This is a genomic window from Pseudomonas sp. ASL9 (genome assembly GCF_056680335.1).
In genome coordinates this window covers 1,702,405-1,725,033 of record NZ_CM155277.1, presented here as the reverse complement: position 1 = coordinate 1,725,033, position 22,629 = coordinate 1,702,405, and the positions used below count along the sequence as shown (strand labels likewise).

Annotated in this window: 22 protein-coding genes; 11 read left to right on the top strand and 11 right to left on the bottom strand. The window is 57.7% G+C overall.

Features of this window, described 5'->3' with window-relative positions:
• Positions 1-7 precede the first annotated feature (7 nt).
• The 6 genes from AC1ME2_RS08045 to AC1ME2_RS08020 form a co-directional block, all read right to left on the bottom strand.
• Positions 8-718 carry an ABC transporter permease gene (locus tag AC1ME2_RS08045; RefSeq protein WP_480440282.1) on the bottom strand — a complete coding sequence of 237 codons (711 nt, stop codon included), beginning with the start codon at positions 716-718 and terminating at the stop codon, positions 8-10.
• A complete protein-coding gene (locus AC1ME2_RS08040) occupies positions 715-1,443 on the bottom strand; it encodes an ABC transporter permease (protein ID WP_480440280.1) in 729 nt (242 codons plus the stop codon). Before AC1ME2_RS08040 ends, AC1ME2_RS08045 begins: the two co-directional genes overlap by 4 nt.
• 81 nt (positions 1,444-1,524) lie before the next feature.
• Entirely contained in the window at positions 1,525-2,307 is a 783-nt protein-coding gene (locus tag AC1ME2_RS08035) for a transporter substrate-binding domain-containing protein (RefSeq protein ID WP_480440278.1), read from the bottom strand.
• Between the two features lie 452 nt (positions 2,308-2,759).
• A complete protein-coding gene (locus AC1ME2_RS08030; RefSeq protein ID WP_480440276.1) occupies positions 2,760-5,225 on the bottom strand; it encodes a penicillin acylase family protein in 2,466 nt (821 codons plus the stop codon).
• 120 nt (positions 5,226-5,345) lie between these two features.
• Positions 5,346-5,990, bottom strand: a complete 645-nt coding sequence (locus tag AC1ME2_RS08025; RefSeq protein WP_480440275.1) for a glutathione binding-like protein — start codon at positions 5,988-5,990, stop codon at positions 5,346-5,348.
• Positions 5,991-6,063: 73 nt separating this feature from the next.
• Positions 6,064-6,267: an SEC-C metal-binding domain-containing protein gene (locus tag AC1ME2_RS08020; protein ID WP_330200383.1), complete on the bottom strand. Its 204-nt coding sequence runs from the start codon at positions 6,265-6,267 to the stop codon at positions 6,064-6,066.
• A gap of 488 nt (positions 6,268-6,755) precedes the next feature.
• Between AC1ME2_RS08020 and AC1ME2_RS08015 the strand changes: the two genes are divergently transcribed.
• Together AC1ME2_RS08015 and AC1ME2_RS08010 are read left to right on the top strand one after the other, a co-directional pair.
• Complete coding sequence (locus tag AC1ME2_RS08015; protein ID WP_480440273.1) at positions 6,756-7,715, top strand: cation diffusion facilitator family transporter; 960 nt, start codon at positions 6,756-6,758, stop codon at positions 7,713-7,715.
• 69 nt (positions 7,716-7,784) lie between these two features.
• A complete protein-coding gene (locus tag AC1ME2_RS08010) occupies positions 7,785-8,324 on the top strand; it encodes a hypothetical protein (RefSeq protein WP_480440272.1) in 540 nt (179 codons plus the stop codon).
• Between the two features lie 7 nt (positions 8,325-8,331).
• Here the strand turns inward: AC1ME2_RS08010 and AC1ME2_RS08005 are convergent, their stop codons facing one another.
• Both AC1ME2_RS08005 and AC1ME2_RS08000 read right to left on the bottom strand, forming a co-directional pair.
• Entirely contained in the window at positions 8,332-8,805 is a 474-nt protein-coding gene (locus AC1ME2_RS08005) for a YchJ family protein (protein WP_480440270.1), read from the bottom strand.
• Positions 8,806-8,808: 3 nt separating this feature from the next.
• The gene (locus tag AC1ME2_RS08000) at positions 8,809-9,306 is read right to left on the bottom strand and encodes a DUF6231 family protein (protein ID WP_480440268.1); all 498 of its coding nucleotides are present in this window, start codon (positions 9,304-9,306) and stop codon (positions 8,809-8,811) included.
• A gap of 200 nt (positions 9,307-9,506) precedes the next feature.
• Here AC1ME2_RS08000 and AC1ME2_RS07995 point away from each other — a divergent pair, with 200 nt between their 5' ends.
• Positions 9,507-9,782 carry a DUF1145 domain-containing protein gene (locus AC1ME2_RS07995; protein ID WP_480440267.1) on the top strand — a complete coding sequence of 92 codons (276 nt, stop codon included), beginning with the start codon at positions 9,507-9,509 and terminating at the stop codon, positions 9,780-9,782.
• On the top strand, positions 9,775-10,533 hold the full coding sequence (locus AC1ME2_RS07990; RefSeq protein ID WP_480440264.1) for a collagen-like protein: 759 nt from the start codon (positions 9,775-9,777) through the stop codon (positions 10,531-10,533). The genes AC1ME2_RS07995 and AC1ME2_RS07990 overlap by 8 nt, the downstream gene beginning before the upstream one ends.
• Before the next feature lie 67 nt (positions 10,534-10,600).
• Here AC1ME2_RS07990 and AC1ME2_RS07985 read toward each other — a convergent pair whose 3' ends face one another.
• Positions 10,601-11,065, bottom strand: coding sequence for a CopD family protein (locus AC1ME2_RS07985; protein ID WP_480440262.1), 465 nt, complete (start codon positions 11,063-11,065; stop codon positions 10,601-10,603).
• Between the two features lie 111 nt (positions 11,066-11,176).
• On the opposite strand from AC1ME2_RS07985, the gene dinG reads away from it, so the two are divergent.
• The 5 genes from dinG to pdxH all read left to right on the top strand — a co-directional run bounded on the left by dinG (position 11,177) and on the right by pdxH (position 19,001).
• Positions 11,177-13,321 carry an ATP-dependent DNA helicase DinG gene (dinG, locus tag AC1ME2_RS07980; RefSeq protein ID WP_480440260.1) on the top strand — a complete coding sequence of 715 codons (2,145 nt, stop codon included), beginning with the start codon at positions 11,177-11,179 and terminating at the stop codon, positions 13,319-13,321.
• Positions 13,322-13,441: 120 nt separating this feature from the next.
• Positions 13,442-15,895, top strand: coding sequence for a beta-agarase (locus AC1ME2_RS07975; protein ID WP_480440258.1), 2,454 nt, complete (start codon positions 13,442-13,444; stop codon positions 15,893-15,895).
• An 88-nt stretch (positions 15,896-15,983) separates the two neighbouring features.
• Positions 15,984-17,129 (top strand): serine hydrolase domain-containing protein, encoded by a 1,146-nt coding sequence (locus AC1ME2_RS07970; protein WP_480440256.1) that lies wholly within the window; start codon positions 15,984-15,986, stop codon positions 17,127-17,129.
• A gap of 123 nt (positions 17,130-17,252) precedes the next feature.
• A complete protein-coding gene (locus AC1ME2_RS07965) occupies positions 17,253-18,317 on the top strand; it encodes an OmpA family protein (RefSeq protein WP_480440254.1) in 1,065 nt (354 codons plus the stop codon).
• Between the two features lie 36 nt (positions 18,318-18,353).
• On the top strand, positions 18,354-19,001 hold the full coding sequence (gene pdxH, locus AC1ME2_RS07960) for a pyridoxamine 5'-phosphate oxidase (protein WP_480440252.1): 648 nt from the start codon (positions 18,354-18,356) through the stop codon (positions 18,999-19,001).
• Here pdxH and AC1ME2_RS07955 read toward each other — a convergent pair.
• Positions 18,998-19,264: a hypothetical protein gene (locus AC1ME2_RS07955; protein WP_480440250.1), complete on the bottom strand. Its 267-nt coding sequence runs from the start codon at positions 19,262-19,264 to the stop codon at positions 18,998-19,000. The genes pdxH and AC1ME2_RS07955 overlap by 4 nt on opposite strands.
• 172 nt (positions 19,265-19,436) lie before the next feature.
• Between AC1ME2_RS07955 and AC1ME2_RS07950 the strand changes: the two genes are divergently transcribed.
• Entirely contained in the window at positions 19,437-19,901 is a 465-nt protein-coding gene (locus AC1ME2_RS07950; protein WP_480440249.1) for an outer membrane lipoprotein, read from the top strand.
• 80 nt (positions 19,902-19,981) lie between these two features.
• On the opposite strand, the gene nhaA is transcribed toward AC1ME2_RS07950, so the two are convergent.
• A complete protein-coding gene (gene nhaA / locus AC1ME2_RS07945) occupies positions 19,982-21,163 on the bottom strand; it encodes a Na+/H+ antiporter NhaA (protein WP_480440248.1) in 1,182 nt (393 codons plus the stop codon).
• A gap of 301 nt (positions 21,164-21,464) precedes the next feature.
• On the opposite strand from nhaA, the gene AC1ME2_RS07940 reads away from it, so the two are divergent.
• Positions 21,465-22,559, top strand: a complete 1,095-nt coding sequence (locus tag AC1ME2_RS07940; RefSeq protein WP_480440247.1) for a PLP-dependent cysteine synthase family protein — start codon at positions 21,465-21,467, stop codon at positions 22,557-22,559.
• Positions 22,560-22,629 lie beyond the last annotated feature (70 nt).

The window sequence follows — 22,629 nt, the reverse complement described above, 5'->3', positions numbered from 1 at the left end:
GAAAGTCCTAGTGAGCCGGGCCAAGGAAGGCCAGCCAACGGCGCTCGGCCAATCGGAAGAGGCCGACCAGCGCAAAGGTGACCGTCAAGTAAATCAGGGCGGCGATACCAAAGGACTGAAAGGTCATGAAGGTTGCCGAGTTGGCATCCCTAGCCACTTTAAGAACGTCCGGCACGGTCGCGGTGAAGGCCACGGTGGTTGAATGCAGCATCAGAATCACTTCGTTGCTATAGAAGGGCAACGAACGACGCAACGCCGACGGCATAATCACGTACGCATAGAGTTTCCAGCCGCTGAGCCCATAGGCTTTGGCCGCTTCGACTTCACCATGGTTCATGCTGCGAATCGCCCCGGCAAAAATCTCCGTGGTGTAAGCGCAGGTGTTCAGGGCGAACGCGAGAATCGTGCAATTCATGGCGTCGCGAAAAAACGCATCCAGCAATGGCTGGGCACGCACGGCGGCGATGCTGTAAATGCCGGTGTAGCAAATCAGTAGCTGGATATACAGCGGCGTTCCACGAAACAGGTAGGTGTAAAACTGTACCGGCAAGCGCACCCAGAATTTAGGCGACACCCGGGCGATAGACAACGGTATCGACACCAGAAAGCCGATAGCGATCGAAGCGCTGAGCAGCCACATGGTCATGGCCAGGCCAGTGATGTGGTAACCGTCGCTATAAAGGAACGGCCGCCAGTAATCCTGAAGAAGTTCGATCATCGTTGTGCCTCCCGGCTACCTGCGGCGTAACGTCGTTCAGCCCAGCGCAAAGCAACGTTGGAGACGCTGGTTATCAGGAGGTAGATCAGTGCGGCCACGACCAGAAAGTAAAACAGTTGATACGTGCTTTTGCCGGCATCCTGAGCGGCTTTGACCAGGTCGGCGAGGCCGATGATCGACACCAGTGCGGTGGCCTTGAGCATCACCATCCAGTTGTTGCCAATGCCCGGCAGGGCGAAGCGCATCATTTGCGGGAACACCACATAACGGAAGCGTTGGCTGCGTTTCAAACCATACGCGGTGGCGGCTTCGACCTGCCCGCGTGGGACGGAGAGAATCGCGCCACGGAAGGTTTCGGTGAAGTAAGCGCCATAAATAAACCCCAGGGTGATGACCCCAGCAGAGAACGGGTCAATTTCGATGTAGTCCCAGTCCATGGCTTCGGTAAGACCGGTCAGCCAGGTTTGCAGGCTGTAGAAAATCAAGAGCATCAACACCAGATCGGGCACGCCGCGGATCAAGGTGGTGTAGACCTGCGCGGGGATGCGCAATATGCGCAGGCTGGAGAGTTTGGAACTGGCGCCGATCAGGCCGAGCACAATGCTCACCAACAGCGACAGGATTCCCAATTTGATGGTCATCCAGGTGCCTTGAAGCAGCAGCGGGCCGAAGCCTTTCAAGCTGAAGGCGGATAATCCAAGGTTTTGCAGTATTTCGTCGAACATGGATCAAACCTTTTGCGGTCAAAAAAACGCCCATCGAATCAGGTGACGGATTCTCACCTGAAATCGACGGGCGTTGGGATGTTATTTACCGCTGTACAGGTTCATATCACCAAAGTGTTTTTTCTGGATTTCTGTGTACTTACCATCGTCGTGTAACGCTTTGATACCTTTATCCAACAGCGCCTTGAGCTCTTTGTTACCTTTCGAGATACCGACTGCGGTTTTGGCCGGCAGCAGTGGATCGGTGATTGGCTTGCTGACTTCGAAGCCGGCACCTGCTGGCGACTTCAAAAAGCCCAGTTCTGCTTGCAGCATGTCTTGCACGGAAGCATCGAGACGGCCGGAAGTCAGGTCAGCATAAACCTGGTCCTGGTTCGCATAGGCCTGGGTTGTTACCCCAGCCTTGTCCAATACGGCCTTGGCATAGGCTTCCTGAATGGTGCCTTGCTCATAGCCAACTTTCTTGCCTTTGAGCGTTGCAGGGTCGGCAGTTACGCCAGCGCCTTTCTTGAACACCAGTGCAGTCGGGCCTGAGAACAGTTCGTTGGAGAAGTCGATAACCTTCGTCCGGGCGTCTGTTACGGTCATCGACGAGATAACGCCGTCGAATTTGTTGGCTTTCAGGCCCGGAATCATGCCGTCGAAATCGCTCTCGACCCATTTGCATTTAACTTTCAGCTCGGCGCAAATCGCATTGCCCAGATCGATATCGAAGCCTACCAGGCTGCCATCGGCTGCTTTTGATTCGAAAGGTGCATAAGAAGGATCGACGCCGAAACGTAATTCCTTGTATTCCTTGGCCATTGCATTACCAGCGGCCAGACAAATAGCCAATGCGGAAAGGGTCAGCCATGCTTTTTTCATTGATCAGTCCTTAAAACCAAAATGAGCGTTGGGAACACGCGAGTCTTGCTACCGGCGAGTGCCAGACACGGAGAAGATAGCAATTTTTGAACCAAAGAGACGAACGTGCGTTTTAAATGTACGGAGTTGTCGCAATGATGACTTTGATGGAAAAGTGTTCATTCCGAGCCCTAAACGAGTAACAGGATAGGCTAATTTATTCGCGGGCCAAGATGCCACTGCTGCGAGCGTTTGGGAATTGATCTTGGGCAAGCCAACCTTTACAAGATTTTGCCGTGTTCAGAAATGGGCACGCTAAAAGCAGCGCCCCAAAAAAGAGCGTTTGAACTGACTCAAAAATGCAAATAAATCGCCCACAGCTCCAAGTCAAACGCTGAGTGGACATTCTGTAGGCGCCGACCTTGCCCGCGATAGCGGTGTGACTGGCACACCGCCTTCACAGACGCTGGGCTTTATTTCCCCGGCGTCAGCGTCAGCCGCTCCTTGCCATAGGCCTTGTCGAAGTTCTGCGGCTGCAGAGGGATGCTCATATACAGGCCTTTGAGCCAAGGGTCGATGCCATCGGCGTAGTGCGGGCTGGCCGGGTTGCCGGATTGGCCAGTGCTCTGCCCCATCATCGGTTCCTGTTGACCAAAGTCGACGATGAACCGGGTGGTCGGGATCAGTCGGGTGTCGAAATCCTGCCCCCAGTTATAGGCCGACTCGTTGAGGGTGCTGTGATCACCGCCTGCGGGAATCGGGCTGCGCTGGCTGCCTTGCGAGGCCCAGAGGTAGTGGTGCAGTTTGCCCCATTGCCAGGCTTTGTGGTCGGTGCCCAACTGGCTTTCGCCCGCAGTGATGGTGGCTGCCAGGCTGCGGGCAAGGATCGTCGGCTTGTCTTCTTTTTGCGGCGTTTTGATGTCGTCCCAATAGGGACTGTCTTCGCGCCCCAGTAAATGATCGGCTTGGGCCGAGTAGGAGAGGTTGGCGTTTTGGACCAGTGCTTTCCAGGCCGGGCTGGTTTCAGGGCCCAGCTCGTCGAGGAATATCTGCTTGGCACTTTCCTGGAGGAACAGTTCATACAGCGCAGCGTCAGCCGAGGTGGCGGAGAGCTTGCCGTCGAATGCCATCAGGTGCGTCAGTGCTTCGTGTGCCTTGCCGCGATCTGCTGCTGGCAGGGCTTCGATTGCCTGTTTCAGTGGCAGGGCCATGCCAGGGGCCTCGAACATCTTTTTCAGTTTGGCGGCGAAGGTCGTGGTCTGGTCATACTGCATGGCGATCGTGCTGCGGGTGTCCTGTTTGCCGCTGCCCGCCAGTTCGGCGATGCGTTCGGCGCGGTCCGGGTAACTCCAGGAGTTGGACAACTGCATGCCATAACCTTTAGTCACGGTGCGTTGGTTCGCAGTGCCTATCCAGCCCTGTCCCGGGTCTTGATCATAGGGGTGCAGCATTGGGTCGGCGAAACCGTCCCAGTCATAGCGGCCATCCCAGCCCGGCGACGGTACCAGGCCAAGCCCCTCGCGGCGATTAGGGAAGCGCCCGGTGACTTGCCAGCCGATATTCTGGGCGTCGGCGAACACCATGTTAAGGGCGATGGCGCGAATTTCGCGGCTGGCATCGGAGGCTTTTTCGACGTTCTGAGCGCGGGACAGGTTGAAGAATGCGTCCATGCTCTTGTCGTCTTTGAAGTCCGGCGTTTGCAGAGCCAAACCAAAGCCGCCGTTCAACTGCACAGGTTGCTGCGGGCTTGTTCGCTCGCCCAGAGCGCTGTTGAGCAGTGGTCCGTGACGAGTTTCGTAGACAGCCTCGCGAACGGGGCGCTCACCTTTAATGAAGAATGTTTCATTGCGCGCGATGGCGGGTTGCCATTTGCCATCGGCCATGTAGAACAGGTTGTTATTTTCGCGCTTGAGCTTCTCGATGAACAGGTCCTGATTGTCGCCCATGACCCCGGTCATGCTCCAGGCCAGCTTGCCGTTGAAGCCAGCCATCACCAAGGGCAGGCCAGCGATGGAGATCCCGGCAGCCTGATATTTCGGGGCGCGGATTTGCACGAAGCTCCACGCTGAGGGCAGCGCCGCACGCTGGTGTATGTCGTTGGCCAGCAGGCTTTTGCCGCTTCTGCTGTACCGTGGCGAGATCGCCCAGTTGTTCGCGGCCGCAACGCCGAGCATGTTCAGGTCGGAGAGTTGGCTGGCGACTCGATTCAGATCACTCAGCCCTGACACTTGACCAAGGTTCAAGCCCTTGAGCTTCTCTGTTTCGGCAACCGGTAACTCTTCATCGGGATAGGTCGGGATCAGCCAGGCGAGTTTGTCCACGCCGACTTTTTGCGCCAATACCAGGGATGAAAGCTCTTCTTGCAGGTTCTCCGACAGACTGAAACTCAGCAGGCTGAAGATCAGCGCCGAATCTTCCGGCTTCCAGTATTCAGGGTGATAGCCTGACGCAGCCAGGTCCGCCGGCAGCTTGTCGCGGTAGCGAAACAGGTAAGCGTTGACGCCGCGCGCATAGACTTCAAAGAAGCGCTTGAGGCGTGGTGAGGAACTGTTGTACAGCTCGCTGGCGCTCTTCTTCAGGTTGATCGAGCGCATCAGGCGGTCAATTTCCAGCGCGCTAGGGCCGGCCATTTCGGACAGGCGACCTTGAGCGAGCAAGCGCATGCCGACCATCTGACTGATGCGGTCGCTGGCATGTACATAACCCAGGGTGAAGAGCGCATCGTGAAAGGTGTTGCTTTCAATCAGCGGCATACCGAGGTTGTTGCGGCGCACCGAAACGTTTTGCGCTAACCCTTTGAGCGGGTACACGCCAGAGGTCGGCGGCAGCGTGTCGCTACCGCCACCATTGAGCTGACAACCGGTCAGGCTCAGGGCTCCAGCGACTGCTGCGGCAACGCCGAACCGGGGTAGAAAATGTGAGAGGGCTGGCGAGGCCATGGCAAAGCTCCTGCGGGGGGTGGCGTGGAAGGCGCTACGTTAGTGAGCAGGCACGCACCACGCAAGCAGCCATCGCGGCTAATGTGCGGATTTGTTGCCGATAGAGCCGGGTCAGTTGGGTTACGGCTTTGGCGGATTAATGTGTTCCACCAACGCATAGGCCCGTTTGGTCGCGGCGCGGTTGGCGACGCTGTCGAACCACCGCTGCACATTCGGGAAATCGTCGAGGTTCTGTTCTTGCGCCGTGTGCGGCACGATCCATGGGTAGATGGCCATGTCGGCGATGCTGTATTCGCTACCGGCGACGAAATCCCGACCGGCCAGACGCCGATCGAGCACACCATACAAGCGCGCTGTTTCATCTATATAGCGTTTGATCGCGTAAGGGATTTTCTCGGGCGCGAACCGGTTGAAGTGATGGTTCTGTCCAGCCATTGGCCCTAGACCGCCCATTTGCCAGAACAACCACTCCAGTGTTTCCTGGCGGCCGCGCAAATCCTGCGCGATAAACCTGCCGGTCTTCTCTGCCAGATACAGCAAAATCGCCCCGGATTCGAACACGCTCAGCGGGCCTAAACCATCGGCTGGCTCATGGTCGACTATGGCCGGAATTCGATTGTTGGGGGAAATCTTCAAAAATGCGGGTTTGAATTGATCGTTCTGGCCAATGTTCACCGGAAAAATCTTGTACGGCAGGCCAGCCTCTTCCAGGAACAGCGAAATTTTATGGCCGTTGGGTGTGGTCCAGTAATGCAGATCGATCATGGAACTCTCCGGGTGAATTATCGCTATTGCCAGACGAAGGCGCCGCAGGGCAGCGCACAGGTGTTCGGTCGCCTTAAGCGCCGTGGCATTTCTTGAATTTTTTCTCGCTGCCGCAAGGGCAAGGGTCGTTACGGCCAACGTCCTTCAAGGTATTGCGCACCGGCTCCTGGGGCGCATGGCCGCAGTCCGGGCCATGGACGTGGGCGTGCTGGTGGTCGTGGTGGTGATCATGGTCGTGGTTGCAGTCAGGGCCATGAACGTGGGTTTCTTGGTTCATCGAGGTCACTCCAGAATAAAATCGCCAGGAATTATCTCGCAATTCCTGCGTAGCGTCATATTTTCCCGGAAGACGGTCACTTTGTCGCGTCAGGCTGGCGACAAACAGGTCTCCACACCGACGTAAAAGAGCAGTTTGGCCGGGCAGTGATTTCATAAACATAACGTGTCATTAACGGGCTCCCCCAGACATAAAATTAAGTTACGTTAAGGAAGTCTTAAGCGGTGTGTGAAGTAATGCGCTTGTATAAACAGACCCGCGTCACTTAAAATAATGGCCTGCTAAATAAGAATGGTTGCACACATTGAATCGTTCGCATGTACTTATAATTAAATGCTTATTGCGTTGCCTGTCTCGTGGCTTTTAACCTCTGGATTATTGAGGCCATTCATTCAGTGCAATGCCTATCCGCCTTGGAAATTTCTGAATTCACAGTGGCCTCACTGTGGGTAGAAAGTCGTCATCTACAGACGCAGGAGACGCTATAAATGAATCATCCCGAGTTCGCTGACGATCCAGAGGACGAGCTCTATAGTCCTGTTGAGCGGGCAGCCGCGGCCTCTCGCTGCACCTGGGTAAGCGTCGGGGTAAATCTCGTTTTGAGCGTGGCTCAGATTGCGGTAGGGATAGTGTCAACCTCTCAAGGTCTGATTGCCGATGGTATCCACTCATTGTCGGATCTAGTGGCAGATTTCGTGGTGTTGTTCGCCAGCCACAATAGTAAAAAAGACGCTGATGAAGATCACCCCTACGGGCATCTGCGTTTTGAAACAGCCGCATCGCTGGTGCTGGGGTTGCTGTTGCTGGCGGTGGGCGTCGGCATGGTAGGGTCTGCCGTTAGTAAGCTGGAAGCCCCTGAGACTATCCAAACCGTGCACGTCATGGCTTTATGGATCGCCGGGGCCGCGCTTATAACTAAGGAGTTACTGTTTCGTTTCATGTTGGCGGTTGCCAAGAAGGTCAAATCCAGCCTGCTGGTTGCTAATGCTTGGCATGCGCGCTCAGATGCTGCGTCATCGCTGGTGGTGGGTATCGGCATTGCAGGCAACCTTGCGGGGTACCCCATCCTTGATCCCATCGCTGCACTGATAGTGGGTTGCATGATTGCCAGGATGGGGTGGTCGTTTAGCTGGAATGCTATGAATGACCTTATGGACCGTGCTGCGGATGAAAAAGAAGTGGCTACCATTCGCAATACGCTAATTGAAACGCCGGGTATCAAAGGTGTTCACGATATACGGACGCGCAAAATGGGCGACATGATAGTTGTCGACGCACATATAGAGGTGGATGCTTCGATTACCGTCGAAGCGGGGCATGCGATTGCAGTTGAGGCGCGTCAGAACGTGATGCAGCTTCATCGAGTATTGAACCTGATGACGCATGTTGACCCGTGGAGCAAACCAGACCTTGATCACCTGAATGCCCCCAAGCCAATAGGACTATGAATACGACCTCTTGACCGGTGAGCATGAGCGTGCGCCATACTTGGGCTACCTGCAGCCGGAGTATGGCCCATGAACCTTTACGAAATTGTCTTTACTGGCCAATTGGTCCCCGGCGCGCAACGCGAGCGGGTCGAGGCGAACCTGGCGAAGTTGTTTCAGGCTGATGCCCAGCGGATCGCGCTGCTGTTTTCCGGGCGCCGACTGGTGCTTAAAAACAATCTTGATAAGATCGCAGCAGAGAAGTACCGCTCGACCCTGGAGCGTGCCGGTGCGCTGGCCGAGATGGTGGACATGCAGGTCGAAGTGGAGGAAGTGGAACTGGCTCCACCGCCCGATGCATCGGCCGATTGCCGCTCGACTCATCAACCAGACCTCCACGTGCCTGTCGTCCCACGAGACGCTTATATGGCGGCTTTTTCGGAGGTGGAGGCACCTGACTTCTCGATCGCAGAGGTGGGCAGCAACCTGCAGGATCCGAAGGCCGAGCCGCAGACGCCCCTTCTGGATCTGTCGCAAATGAGCCTGGCGCCGTTGGGCAGTGACATGGGGCAGCTTGAAAAACCCACGCTTGGCCGGGCGCCAGACACCTCGCATCTGACGTTGAGTTGAACTGAGTTCAGCTCAGATAACCGGCGCAACACTTCTTGAATTTTTGCTTGCTGCCACAGGGGCATGCGTCGTTGCGTCCCGCTTTGAGGGGGACTGTGGGGTCGATGAAATACCAACGGCTATCGTTCTGCACAAAGGCCGAGCGTTCACGGTGGCTGTGTTCGCCATCGCTGTCATGCCAGCGAGCGACAAAGGTCACAAACGCATGCTCGGGTTTGCCGCCGAACACTTCCACGTTTTCGACGTTCAGGCCCAACCACGTGCTTTTCGCGCTCCAGTCACTGATCGATTGACGATCCAGACTGGCCTTCTGTGTGGGCAGCGTGGTATCCAGCAGATAGTCGATCAGGCCCAATACATAGGCGCTGTAGCGCGAGCGCATCAAGGCTTCCGCGCTAGGGGCGGGGAGGCCCGCGTGATAATGCCCACAGCAGGTGTCCAGCACGTTTCCGCTGCCACACGGGCAGATCGAGCTACTCATGACTTACCACCAGTATTTGCCGAAATTCTCTGGATTAGCCCAAAACTTCGCGTTCAGCCAGTCGGGGACTTGTTTGTATTCACGCAGATCGTAAGTGAACAAGGTGAGGATCTGTTCTTCACGGGCAAAGCGTTCACTGGCTTGTAGTGCCAATGAATAGAAGTCGGTGTCCTGCCAGCCGCACGCGTGCAGATCCGCCAGCACGGCGATGCGGCTGGCATTGAGGTTGCGGATCCCGCCCAGCAGTTCCAAGCCGGTGCGTTTGGGTACATGCTCCAGGCAATCGACCGCCAGTGCCAGATCGAATCGTTGCGCGGCAAGCTCGGTCGGTAAGGCGCCGGGTGTGGCGTGGGCCAGTTCGGTGCCTGGGTGGGCCGCCAGAAACGCTTCAAGTGCAGGGAAGCTTCCGGCACCGATCAGCAGCAACCGCTTGGGCGCGTAACGATCGAGCAATGCAGCCAGCGCCTGTTGGGGCGTGCGCGTAGAAAAGCCTTCAGTCATCGAAAATCCTCAATTGAGTGGCAAGACTAGCCTGCTGTGGCGAGATGGCCTAGTCCTGTGCGCAGCATCTGCGTTAGCTGCTTTTTTATCCGAGCAGGCAGCACCTTTAATCGGGGGGCTTGAACATTTTTTAATGGTAGCTGGCACATTTCGCGCATAAGCCGTTAATGTGCGCGAAAGAAAAATTGTCAGGGGGACGTATGAAGTTGTTTTGGGGGTTGGGGAAGGTGTTGACGCTGGGATTCTGGCTGGTCGTGCTGGTCAATCAGGTCACTGCGCTGCCGAGCCCGTTCAATGTGGTGCTCAGCCTGGCCGGGAGCCTTGCGTTGTTGACCCATCTGCTTGAGTTGCTGCTGTTCAATAGCAGCCTGCGCGGGCGTACCCATCCTTGGCGCGACCGTGGGAAAATTTTAGTGTTCGGTATCTTTCATATTCAGTCCATTTCCCACCCATCGGCGGACAGTACTCATGCGTAATCTTTGTCTGTTGGCCCTGTTGTGCAGCCCGATGGCTATCGCTCAGGTCGTCACGGTCGAGCCGCATTCGCTGCTGCGTCTGCCCGGTAAAACCAGCGTCTTGCAACTTGAGCGCCTGGAGGTCAGCGATTACGGCACCTTGCTGATTCCTGCCGGCCTGTCTGAAGTGAAGGTGGGAGAGTTGATACTGGGTCACGAAGCGCGGATTGCGATTGTGCCCAGCGAACAGAATTTCAATCTGGTGGTAGGTCGTGGTGAGTTGGCGCCAGGTAGCCAGATTACTGCCCGTGGCGCTCCCGGTACGTTCTTCAAACCGGCATTGCCTGGCCGTAATTTGACCTTGCGTCTGGAAAACCTGACCGCAGAAGCATTATCGGTCGACGCTCGCGGTGGTTCGGGCGCGCCCGGTTTTGTCGGCCTCGATGGCGCCAATGGCCAGGAGCCGGGCTGTACCTGGGGTCAGGCGGGTCGCGGCTACGATGGCGACAACGGTGGCAATGGTCATGACGGTGCGGCGGGTGCGCAAGTACGTATCGAGTTGCCGCAAAGCTTTCCGGCGGCGCGCGTTAATGTGCAAGTCAGCGGCGGCGCGGGTGGTCTGGCGGGTGAGGGTGGCCTTGCTGGCAAGGGCGGGGCTTCCAAAGGTTGCCTGGTTTACCGTGCTGACGGCGGCAAATCCGGTAAGCCAGGTCAACCGGGCCAGCCTGGTGCGGCAGGCCCCAATGGTGCGATGACCTTGCAGCGGTTGTAAGCAAGCACATTCTTTAATGGGCTTGCGAATGGCTTGAAGCGGTGTGCCTGACACACCGCTTCCACCCTTAAAACCCAGGTCGAGCCGCAGCCACGGCCACCAGCGCCAGTCCCACGATCAGATTGATCCCCACCAAACGGCGAATACGGCCCAATACAGCCGCGCCCTCTGGCCATTGTTCGGCTGCCACAGCACGACGCAGTTCAGGCAATTGCAGCGAGTGGATGCGAATAAACAGCGCCACCATCACCACGTACAAGCCCATCATCACCTGCACATAACGCGGCGCCAGTTCAAAGCCGGCGAACTGCACATGGATCATGCCCACGCCGGTGATGGGCAATACCACGACGGCGGCCCAAACCCAGAGAAAAAAACGCGGAAACACCTGGACCCACAATTTTAGGCGCGTCGGCCCTTCCAGGGCGACACCGGCCGCCGGGCGCAAGACCATCCAGGCGAAGAACATACCGCCGACCCAGACCAGGGCGGCCAGTACATGCAACGTGTAGACAAGGGCGAAAGCGGTCATTCGGGTACTCCATTCTGCGCGAGAGGAATTAGCACGGTATGATAGCGGCCTCTCAGAAACACTGAAAATTTATCCAGCACCTTCATCCAGCATTCGTAGCGCTCTAAGCCAATGATCAGTAACGAACTCAAATCCCAGATCCAGGGCGCCTATTCGCGTTTCCTCGAAGCCAAAAGCCTCAAGCCGCGCTATGGCCAGCGGTTGATGATCGCCGAGATCGCCAAAGTGCTGGGGGACATCGACACTGACGAAGAAGGCCGGCGTTCGGGCGACCCGGCAGTGGTCGCCGTCGAGGCGGGCACGGGGACCGGCAAGACCGTGGCGTATGCCATTGCGGCGATTCCGACCGCCAAGGCGGCGGGTAAGCGTCTGGTGATCGCCACGGCGACTGTCGCTCTGCAGGAACAGATCGTCTACAAGGACTTGCCCGATCTGATGCGTAACAGCGGGCTCAACTTCAGCTTCGCCCTGGCCAAGGGTCGTGGCCGCTACATGTGCCTGTCAAAGCTCGACATGCTGTTGCAGGAAGGTGACGCAACCAACGCCACTGCCCAGCTTTTCGAAGAAGAAGGCTTCAAGATCGAAGTCGATGAGGCCAGTCAGAAGCTGTTTACCAGCATGATCGAAAAGCTCGCCGGCAATAAATGGGACGGCGACCGTGACAGCTGGCCGCAAGCGCTGGAAGACCAGGATTGGGCGCGCCTGACCACCGACCACAGCCAGTGCACCAATCGCCATTGCCCGAACTTCGGTCAATGTGCTTTTTATAAGGCGCGCGAGGGCATGAGTAAAGTCGATGTCATCGTCACCAACCACGACATGGTGCTGGCCGACCTGGCGCTGGGTGGCGGCGCGGTTTTGCCCGACCCGCGCGAGACCCTGTACGTATTCGACGAAGGCCATCACCTGCCGGATAAAGCCATCGGCCACTTTGCCCATTACACACGCCTGCGCTCGACGTCGGACTGGCTGGAGCAGACCGCCAAGAACCTGGCCAAGCTGCTGGCCCAGCATCCTTTGCCGGGTGACTTGGGCAAGCTGATCGAACAGGTGCCGGAACTGGCCCGAGAGATAAAGACCCAGCAACAGTTCATGTTCGCCGCCTGCGAGCAATTGGCCGATTTCAAGGCCGGTGAAGACATGGAAGGCCGCGAGCGCCCACGTCACCGCTTCGTCGGTGGCGTGGTGCCCGAGCACATGCGTGACATGGGCATTGAGCTGAAGAAGGGATTTTCCCGGCTTGACGACCTGTTCACGCGTCTGACCGAGCTGCTTAAGGAGGGCATGGATGGCGAGGTCAACATTGGCATCGCCAGCCATCAGGCCGAAGAATGGTACCCGTTGTTCGGCAGTCTGCTGGCCCGCGCCCACGGTAACTGGGAGTTGTGGACGGCCTTCACCGCTGAAGATCCTGAAGACAGCCCGCCCATGGCCCGCTGGCTGACCCTGGCGGACAGCGGCTCTTTGTTCGATATCGAAGTCAATGCCAGCCCGATTCTGGCGGCGGAGATGCTGCGGCGTAACCTGTGGAACGTTGCTTACGGTGCTCTGGTGACCTCAGCGACCCTGACCGCACTGGGTAAGTTCGATCGCTTTCGCATGCGCGCCGGCTTGCCCAAAGGCGCGGTGACGGCTGTAGTGCCGAGCCCGTTCCATCACGCCGACGCGGGTGTGTTGCGCGTGCCGGACCTCAAAGCTGATCCACGGGATGCCGTGGCGCACACCGCCGCAATTATCCGCGAACTGCCGAAACTGGTGGAAGGCTCGCGGGGCACCCTGGTGCTGTTTTCCTCGCGCAAGCAGATGCAGGAAGTCTTCGACGGCCTCGAGCGCGACTGGCGCAAGCAGGTCTTCATTCAGGGCAACCTGTCCAAGCAGGAAACCCTGAACAAGCACAAGGCGCGAGTCGACAGCGGTGAGTCCAGCGTGCTGTTTGGCCTGGCCAGTTTTGCCGAGGGGGTGGATTTGCCCGGCGCTTACTGTGAGCACGTGGTGATCGCCAAGATCCCGTTCGCCGTACCCGATGATCCAGTGGAAGCGGCCCTGGCGGAGTGGATCGAAGCCCGTGGCGGCAACCCGTTCATGGAAATTGCCGTGCCTGACGCTTCGTTGCGTCTGGTCCAGGCCTGCGGGCGTTTGCTGCGCACTGAAGAAGACCGCGGCACCATCACGCTGCTCGACCGACGAGTGGTCACCCAGCGTTACGGCAAGGCGATCCTCAACGCGCTGCCTCCGTTCCGCCGCGAAATTTCCTGACAAGCTGTCGGGCATCATTGGCACCGAATCGGGTCTTAGCTCGGTCCGGTCCATGTTTGCCACGTTGTTTGTCACTTCAAATTCAGGCCATCAACGGGTCGTTTAGGAGAACTTAATCAAATGATTCGCTGTTTGTTGTCTACGGTTTTAGCGCTGTTGTTTGCCGGCCCGCTGTTGGCGGCTACGGACGGGCAACAGACGCTGTTCAACTTCGTTCGCCCCGCCGATGTGGTTCAGATAGCAACGCAGGATGCGAGTCTGCCGCAATCCAACGCTGAGCAGACGGCAGAAGGCGAAGTATTGCGCCGCGTGACGTTCAATCCAGTGGCTCGCCCCAGCTTGCGTCTGACACCACAGACCGGCGCGTGGGATTGGTCCGATGACAGCGCCATGACGTTACGCATCCAGAACGCTATGGACTGGGCGCTGACCCTCGATGTGCAGATCCAGAGTGCTGATGGCAAGGTGATCAACAGCCGTGTCGATTTGCCCGCCGGGCCCGCTCAGACCTTATTTATTCCCCTGCAAGCCAGCTCATCCCGGAGTCAGGGTATGCGTGCCGGCCCACCGATGCCGTGGACCTATGAAGGTCAGCGCGTGTTAGTGGTCAATGCCGAGGGTGACTTGGATCGCAGCCAGGTGGTCTCGGTCACCGTGGCGATGAGCCGGCCCAATGTGGCGCAAAGCATTCTGCTTGAGCGTTTCGGCGTGCAGGAGGGGGACGTGATTCAGAAAGCCGCCTACGACAATATCGTGGATGCCTATGGTCAGTTCACCCGCGGCAAATGGCCGGAAAAAATCGTCAACGATGAGCAACTGAAAGCGTCGTCGATCAAGGAGCAGCAGCAGCTTAAGACCTGGCTGGCTGATCGGCCCAAGCAGGACAAGTTCGGCGGCTGGCTCGAGGGTCCAACCTTTGAAGCCAAGGGTTTTTTTCGCACCGAGAGACTCGACGGGCGCTGGTACTTGGTGACCCCTGAGGGCCATCCGTTCTACTCCTTGGGTGTGAACGCCGTGACTGCGGACGACAGTCGGACCTACGTTGAAGGCCGCGAGCATATGTTCTCGACCTTGCCGACAGACGCCGATCCCCTGGCCATTTTTTATGGCAAGGGCGACAACCGCAGTAATACAGGCGCCAACAAGGACCGCAGTTTCAATCAGGGCCGTTGGTTTGATTTCTACGGCGCGAACCTGCAGCGCACGTACGGCCAGGAAAAATGCGCCAAGGTGTCGCAAAGCCATCCTGCTGAAAGCGACAGCGAAACCAAAGCGGGTATTGCACAAGCGGCCCAGGCCGACGCTCACGCGGTTGTGGAGGATCAGGCCGTGGCCGTGGCGACCCCCGCTGATTGTGCTTCGCCCACTGTCGATGCCAAACGCTGGACCCGCCACACGCTGGATCGTCTGCAAGCCTGGGGTTTCAACACTATTGGCAACTGGAGCGCCCCGGAACTGGGCGTGAATGAACGCGTGCCCTATACCTTGCCGCTGTCCATCGTCGGGGATTACAACAGCATCAGCACCGGCAAGGACTTGTGGGGTGGCATGCCGGATCCGTTCGATCCGCGTTTTGCCATGGCTACCGAGCGCGCCGTGGCCATCGCCGCCCGAGATCACCGCGACGATCCTTGGCTTGTGGGCTATTTTGCCGATAACGAGTTGGCGTGGGCTGGCCCCGGTGATGACCCGAAATCGCGCTACGCCTTGGCGTACGGTACGTTGAAAATGACCACCGATGCGCCAGCCAAGCGTGCATTCCTCAAGCAACTGCGAGACAAGTACCGTAACCAGGAAGGCCTGTCTAAAGCGTGGGGTATCGATCTTCCTGCGTGGGAACTGATGGAAGACCCAGGGTTCGAGCCGCCGTTGCCGAGCGCTGAACACCCTGAGATAGAGGCTGATTTTAAAAACTTCCAGCGGGTATTCGCCGATACGTACTTCAAGACCATTTCCGACTCCTTGAAATGGCACGCGCCCAATCACCTGCTATTGGGGGGGCGTTTTGGCGTCAGCACCCCGGAGGCCGTGGCGTCTTGCGCCCAGTATTGCGACGTACTGAGTTTCAATTTCTACACACCTAAACCTCAAGATGGTTATGACTTTGCTCAGCTGCGCGAACTGGGCAAGCCCGTGTTGGTTGGCGAATTCCACTTTGGTTCGCGTGATCGCGGCCCGTTCTGGGGCGGCATGATGGAAGTCGCCAAAGAAGAAGATCGCGGCCCGGCGTACGCCAACTTCCTCAAGCAGGCGCTGGCAGAGCCGTCGATCGTCGGGGTGCACTGGTTTCAGTACCTCGATCAACCCGTGACCGGGCGTTTGCTTGATGGTGAGAATGGTCACGTGGGCTTGGTTGGCATCACTGATGTGCCGTTCCAGGGCTTTGTCGAAGCCGTGCGCAAAAGTAACGGGCAGGTGGCCGACGTTATTAATAAAGAGGTTCGCGCCAGCGCTGCCGAAAAAGCCAAGATCCAATCGGCCCCTGTAGGCACTGATAAAAACGAGGGCGGCAAGCACGGCGCAAGCAACAGCGGTAAAGGCACCGCAGGCAGTCATGGTGGCAATACTCGTTAATTGCCACCCTGTCGCCTGAGTCTGTTCCCAAAGCGCTCAATCGCTGGAACAATACACGCCACTTTGTAGATCAGTTGTGGGAGCGAGCGTGCAGATTCAGGGTCATTTCGAGCTTAAATTCGAAGCAGTGCGTGAAGCGTTTGCTGCACTCTTCGATGATCCTCAGGAGCGCGGTGCCGCGTTGTGCATCCAGATCGGCGGGGAAACCGTGCTCGACCTCTGGGCGGGCACGGCCGACAAGGATGGCGCTGAGGCCTGGCACAGCGACACCATCGCCAATCTGTTTTCCTGCACCAAAACATTCACTGCGGTCACCGCGTTGCAATTGGTCGGCGAAGGCAAACTGCATCTGGATGAACCTGTCGCCCACCTCTGGCCCGAGTTTGCTACTGCTGGCAAAGAGAAAATCACGTTACGCCAATTGCTTTGCCATCAGGCGGGTCTGCCAGCGTTGCGCTACCTCATGCCTGCCGAAGCACTGTATGACTGGCAATCCATGACGGATGCGCTGGCAGCGGAAGAGCCCTGGTGGACACCCGGCCACGGCCACGGCTATGCCGCCATCACCTATGGTTGGCTGGTGGGTGAACTGCTGCGCCGTGCCGATGGGCGTGGTCCGGGAGAGTCCATCGTGGCCCGTATTGCCCGTCCCTTGGGGTTGGATTTTCATGTCGGGCTGGCGGATGAAGAGTTTCATCGTGTTGCATATATTGCTCGTGGCAAGGGCAACGTAGGCGATGAAGCTGCGCAGCGCCTGCTGCACGCGGTCATGCGCGAGCCGACGTCCATGACCGCGCGGGCCTTCACCAATCCTCCGTCAATCATGACCAGCACCAATAAACCTGAATGGCGGCGCATGCAGCAACCCGCCGCCAATGGTCATGGCAATGCCCGTAGCCTTGCGGGTTTCTTCAGCGGCCTGCTCGACGGCCGTTTGCTGGAAGCCGAGTTGCTGAGTGAGTTGACGCGCGAACACAGCATCGGGCAAGACAAAACCTTGTTGACCCAAACCCGTTTCGGTCTGGGATGCATGCTTGATCAACCGCAGGTGCCTAATGCCACGTTTGGGTTGGGCCCTAAAGCCTTCGGCCATCCCGGCGCAGGCGGTTCCGTCGGTTTTGCCGACCCTGAGCGAGAGGTCGCCTTCGGTTTCGTTACCAATACGCTCGGGCCTTACGTCTTGATGGACCCACGCGCACAGAAGCTGGCGCGGGTGTTGGGCGAGTGTGTATAGTCCGGCCGGCTGTCTGTTAAGGCTGCGCCAAGGGAACTTGTGTGGCGGATTTGCTTCCAAAGCGTTGTTTAAATGAGCTTCTTTCAAGCCCGATTACGGCTTAATTATTTTTGTGGGTCAACAATGTCATCTAACAAAAGTGTCGCCTTTGCTTTGTGCCTGGCTGTTACCGGCTGCGCTCAATCTCCCCAGAATGATTCCGCCGAGGGCGGCCACTGGTGGTCCTTTGGTTCCGACAAGGTTGCCCAATCCGGCCCTGATAAAGCTGCCGTACCCAAAACGGCTGAACCCATAGCGCCAAAACCCGAAGTTGCTGTGGCTAAACCCGATGCCAAGCCCGTGCCGGTCGTCGCCAAAGCCGATTCCGATAGCCATTGGTGGTGGCCGTTCGGGGCTAATAAAAAGGACGAGGTGAAAGCCGCTCCTGCCGTGGCTCCAATCCCGATGCCTGACCCGAAAATCACCCAGGCCTGGCTTGATGATTATGAGCCGCGCTTGCGTCTGGCCATCAAAGACAGCCCCTTCGAGCTGGAACGCCATGAGAACGTGCTGGTGATTACCGCTCCGGCGGACAGTTCGTTCAACCCGAAACGCCCGAACATGTTGATGCCGGTGAGCTTGGGCCCTATTAGTCGCCTGGCCAAACTGATTGAAAACGATCCGAAAACGGCAGTGCTCGTACTGGGCCATTCAGACAGCGTCGGCGTCGACCTTGATAATCAGAAGTTGAGCCAGGACCGTGCCCAGTCAGTGGCAGCGATTTTCCGTCTCAGTGGTCTGGAGCGTGATCGTTTGAACCTGCGTGGCATGGGTTCGTTGATGCCGCGGGCAGCTAACGACAGTACGGCAGGACGCTCGTTGAATCGTCGGGTCGAGATCGTCATGACGCCACGGATCACCATGCTGGCCTTGCTCAGCAAATACAATATGCCGGCTCCTGCTCCAATTCTGGTCGCCGCGAAATCTGTGACGCCGACGCCTGCGGCATCTGACGCCAAAGCCATGCCCGCCAAGAAGGCCGTACCGGCGAAGAAAGGTACTGTGAAGAAAGGTACTGCTAAGAAAGCATCGGCCACGAAAAAGACCGCTACCGTTAAAAAGGCTGCTCCGGCCAAGGTCGCTCCAGCCAAGGCTGCAGCGCCAGCGAAGAAAGTTGAGCCAGTACCCGATCAAGCCAAGTCCAATTAAGGTACTGTCCAGGGATTTTCAGCGAGGAAGCACGTCATGATCCAAGCGTTGGCCGATATGCGTCGTGAGTATGCCCGTGATGGTTTGACCGAAGCCCTGGCGCCGGACGAGCCCTTTTCCTTGTTCCGCCAATGGTTCGACGAGGCAGTCAAAACCGAGCAGGCGCCGGTGGAGGCCAACGCGATGACCGTGGCGACTGTCGATGAAAACGGGCGTCCGCACTGCCGGATTCTGCTGCTCAAAGGGCTGGATGAACTGGGTTTTACCTTCTTCACCAATTACGAGAGCGACAAAGGTCGGCAATTGGTGGCGTGTCCTTTCGCCGCGATGACCTTTTTCTGGCCGACCCTGGAGCGACAAGTACGCATCGAGGGTCGGGTGGTCAAGGTCAGCGCTGAAGACTCGGACGCTTACTATCAGGTCCGTCCATTGGGTAGCCGTCTTGGCGCTTGGGCATCCCCGCAAAGTCAGGTCATTGCCGATCGCGCCGAACTCGAAGAACTGCTCAAAATCACCGAGCAGCGCTTCAGCGACAGCCAACCGCATTGCCCTGAACACTGGGGCGGCTACCGCCTGTTGCCTGAACGGATAGAGTTCTGGCAAGGACGTTCAAACCGTCTGCATGACCGCTTGAATTATCGTTTGGATAACCAGCAGTGGGTCCGCGAGCGGTTAGCCCCTTAATCGCGTGGCACTCCGACCTCTGGCGTCGGGATTGCCGGAGCCTGCGCGGCAGCGGTTTGAAGCCAGGCGGATAGATCGCGGCGTTTGATTTTCTGCTGCTGTGCCTGCTCCAGGCGCTGCAGCATGAACGCCCTCTTTTCGGGATCACTGCCCGCCAGTGATAACGCCAGATCACGGTCCATCCAGCGCTTGATACGTCTATGCAGCCACCAGTGGAAGTACAAAGCGGATACGGTGGCGACAGCAATGATGAAGTAGTCCATAACATCCTTTCTCGCGGTAATTTTTTGAATTAATTTACATCACGGCCGTCTATGAATCAGGCGTAAACCGTTGCTGTATTCCCGCTGAATGAAAGTAAAATTCTCTTTGCGGGCCGTGACAGCGTTCTTGGCGCGGAGTCTAATGGCTATCTGTTCTTTTGGAGATGATCTTATGCGTAAGTCTGTTCTGTTGGTTGCTTCGTTCACTGCCTTGGCATTGACACTGGGCGGCTGTACCTCAAGTCTGACCGGAGATTCCTATTCCCGCGATGAGGCCCGGACAGTACAGACCGTACGTATGGGCACCATCGACTCATTGCGCCCCGTGAAAATCGAAGGCACCAAAACCCCAATCGGCGCCGGCGCTGGCGCAATCGTCGGCGGTGTGGCCGGTAGCGCGGTCGGTGGTGGCCGCGGCAGTATCATTACAGCTGTCGTCGGCGCGGTAGCCGGTGGCCTGCTGGGTTCGGCTGCGGAAGAAGGCATGACCAGTGCGCAAGGTGTGGAAATCACCGTGCGTGAAGACGACGGTGCCATGCGCGCCTATGTGCAGGCCGTTGCGGAAAACGAAGTTTTCCGGGTCGGCGAGCGCGTACGCATCATGACCGTGAATGGTACGAGTCGCGTTACTCACTAAGCCTTGAAACGGTTGTGTAACCTGTAAAAAAGACCCCGGCCATTTAGCCGGGGTCTTTTTTTTCTGGTCAAAGCAAGGCGTCACGCTTTGTGGTTTTTACCGCTGGCCATTGCGGTTATTGCGTAACCGATCAGCGCGGCGAGAATCGAGCCAGTAAGGATGCCCATGCGGTCCATGCCGGCGTATTCGCTGGCGCCCGGCAGGAAGGCCAGGGAGCCAACAAACAGGCTCATGGTGAAGCCGATCCCGCACAGGATCGACACGCCGAACACTTGCCCCCAGTTAGCCCCTGTCGGCAGCGTGGCCATGCTGGTTTTCACCGCCAGCCAGGTCAGGCCGAACACGCCCAGCGTCTTGCCGAGCAACAGGCCCGCAGCGATGCCCATGGGGACGTGATGAGTGAAGCTCTCCAGCGTTACCCCGCTCAGCGGTACGCCGGCATTAGCGAAGGCGAACAGCGGCAGGATGCCAAAGGCGACCCATGGGTGCAGGGCGTGTTCCAGGCTCAGCAGCGGCGAGGACTCGGCGTTTTTAGTCCGTAGCGGTATGCAGAACGCCAGCACCACCCCAGCCAATGTCGCATGCACGCCGCTTTTGAGTACGCAGATCCAAAGCAGCAATCCGATAATCAGGTAGGGGCCGAGTTTGATCACGCCCAGTTTGTTCATTGCGATCAAGGTGATGATGGACAGCGCCGCCAGCATCAGCGACAAACTCGACATTTCGCCCGAGTAGAACAGCGCGATCACGATGATCGCTCCCAGGTCGTCGATGATCGCCAGAGTCATCAGGAACAGCTTGAGCGACACCGGCACCCGTTTGCCGAGCAAGGCCAGTACGCCCAGGGCGAACGCGATGTCGGTAGCCATGGGGATGGCCCAGCCACTGAGTGCCGACGGGTCGTCCTTGTTCAGGGCCCAGAAGATCAGGGCGGGCACCACCATGCCGCCAATCGCAGCTGCGCCCGGCAAGACAATTTGCGACGCCTTGGACAGATGCCCTTCCAGTACCTCGCGTTTGACCTCAAGCCCGATCAGCAGGAAGAACAGGGCCATCAGCCCGTCGTTGATCCACAGCAGCAAAGGCTTGGCGATTTTCAGGGCGCCGACCTGGGCGACCACGGGGACGTCGAGCAGGCCGTTGTACAACCAGGCCAAGGGTGAGTTGTTGATGATCAGCGCCAGCGCCGCCGCAGCGATTAGTAACAGGCCGCTGGCCGCTTCCATCTGAAAGAAACGCGTGAATGTACTACGCAGAGCCAAGGGCACTCTCCATGATTTGTTCAAAAGGGCTGACACCCTAACCTGTACTGTTAGTTGTTAAAACAAAAGTTATATTCTTTTTTGTTATATATGTGTGCGTTGTTGCAGAAGTCAAAATAGCCTAGCAGTTATGTAACTAATTGCGTCGCCACTGTACCTGTTCGGCTTGTAGGATCTTTCTTAGAATTGGCGTCCTGATTCTGGTTGTGAGTCAGCCTGCAGCCACTTCTTTTACTCTGTGGCTCGGGGTGCAGCGCGTTGTTGTGGCCTCGAACATGTTTGACACAAAGAGAACCTGATAATGAGCGATAACCGTCCCTGGGCCCGTGAAGCGATCCGCATTATCGAAGCGGATTTTCAGCGCAGCGCCGACACCCATTTGATCCCTCTGGAATTGCCCGGCTTACCCGGAATCGAGTTGTATTTCAAAGACGAGTCCAGTCACCCGACCGGCAGCCTCAAACATCGCCTGGCGCGTTCGCTGTTTCTCTATGCGTTGTGCAACGGCTGGCTCAAAGCCGGCGCCCCGGTGATCGAGGCGTCCAGCGGCTCCACGGCAATCTCCGAGGCCTACTTCGCACGGTTGCTGGGGTTGCCTTTCATTGCCGTCATGCCAGCCAGTACGTCTCAGGAAAAGATCGCGCAAATTGCCTTTTATGGGGGCAAAAGCCACTTGGTTCAGGACCCGACGCAGATCTATGCCGAGTCTGAACGTCTGGCCCATGAAAGCGGCGGGCATTTCATGGACCAGTTCACCTATGCCGAGCGGGCCACTGATTGGCGCGCGAACAATAACATCGCCGAGTCGATCTTCCAGCAGCTGCGCTTCGAGCGTTATCCCGAACCCAGCTGGTTGATCTCAAGCCCGGGCACAGGGGGCACCACCGCGACGCTAGGCCGCTACGTGCGCTATCGCCAGCATTGCACTCGGGTGCTATGTGCCGACGCCGAGCGGTCGGTGTTCTTTGACTATTACCAGAGTGGCGATGCGAGCTTGCGTCTGGACTGCGGTTCGCGAATCGAAGGTATCGGCCGGCCTCGGGTCGAAGCCTCGTTCCTGCCCAAGGTGATCGATGCGATGGTCAAGGTGCCGGACGCTTTGTCGCTGGCGGCCATGCATTACCTGGCGCAACGTTTAGGCCGACGTGTCGGTGGCTCGAGTGGGACCAACCTGATCGGTGCACTGCTGGCAGCCCGGGAAATGGTGAGAGCGGGTGAGTCCGGGTCTATCGTGGCGATTTTGTGTGATGGCGGGGAGCGTTATGCAACGACCTATTACGATCAAGGCTGGTTGCAGGCCCAGGGCTATGATTTGGCAGGATTGATCGACAGCGTAACGGCCTGCGCCGAACGGGGCGAGGCCTTGCCAGAAGGGATACTGCGCGCGGGGATTTGAAGCCCGACCGAGTTTGGTTCATTCGCAGCGGGACGCGTAGTTGCAAGCCTGCTCCCATCAAACTGATTTT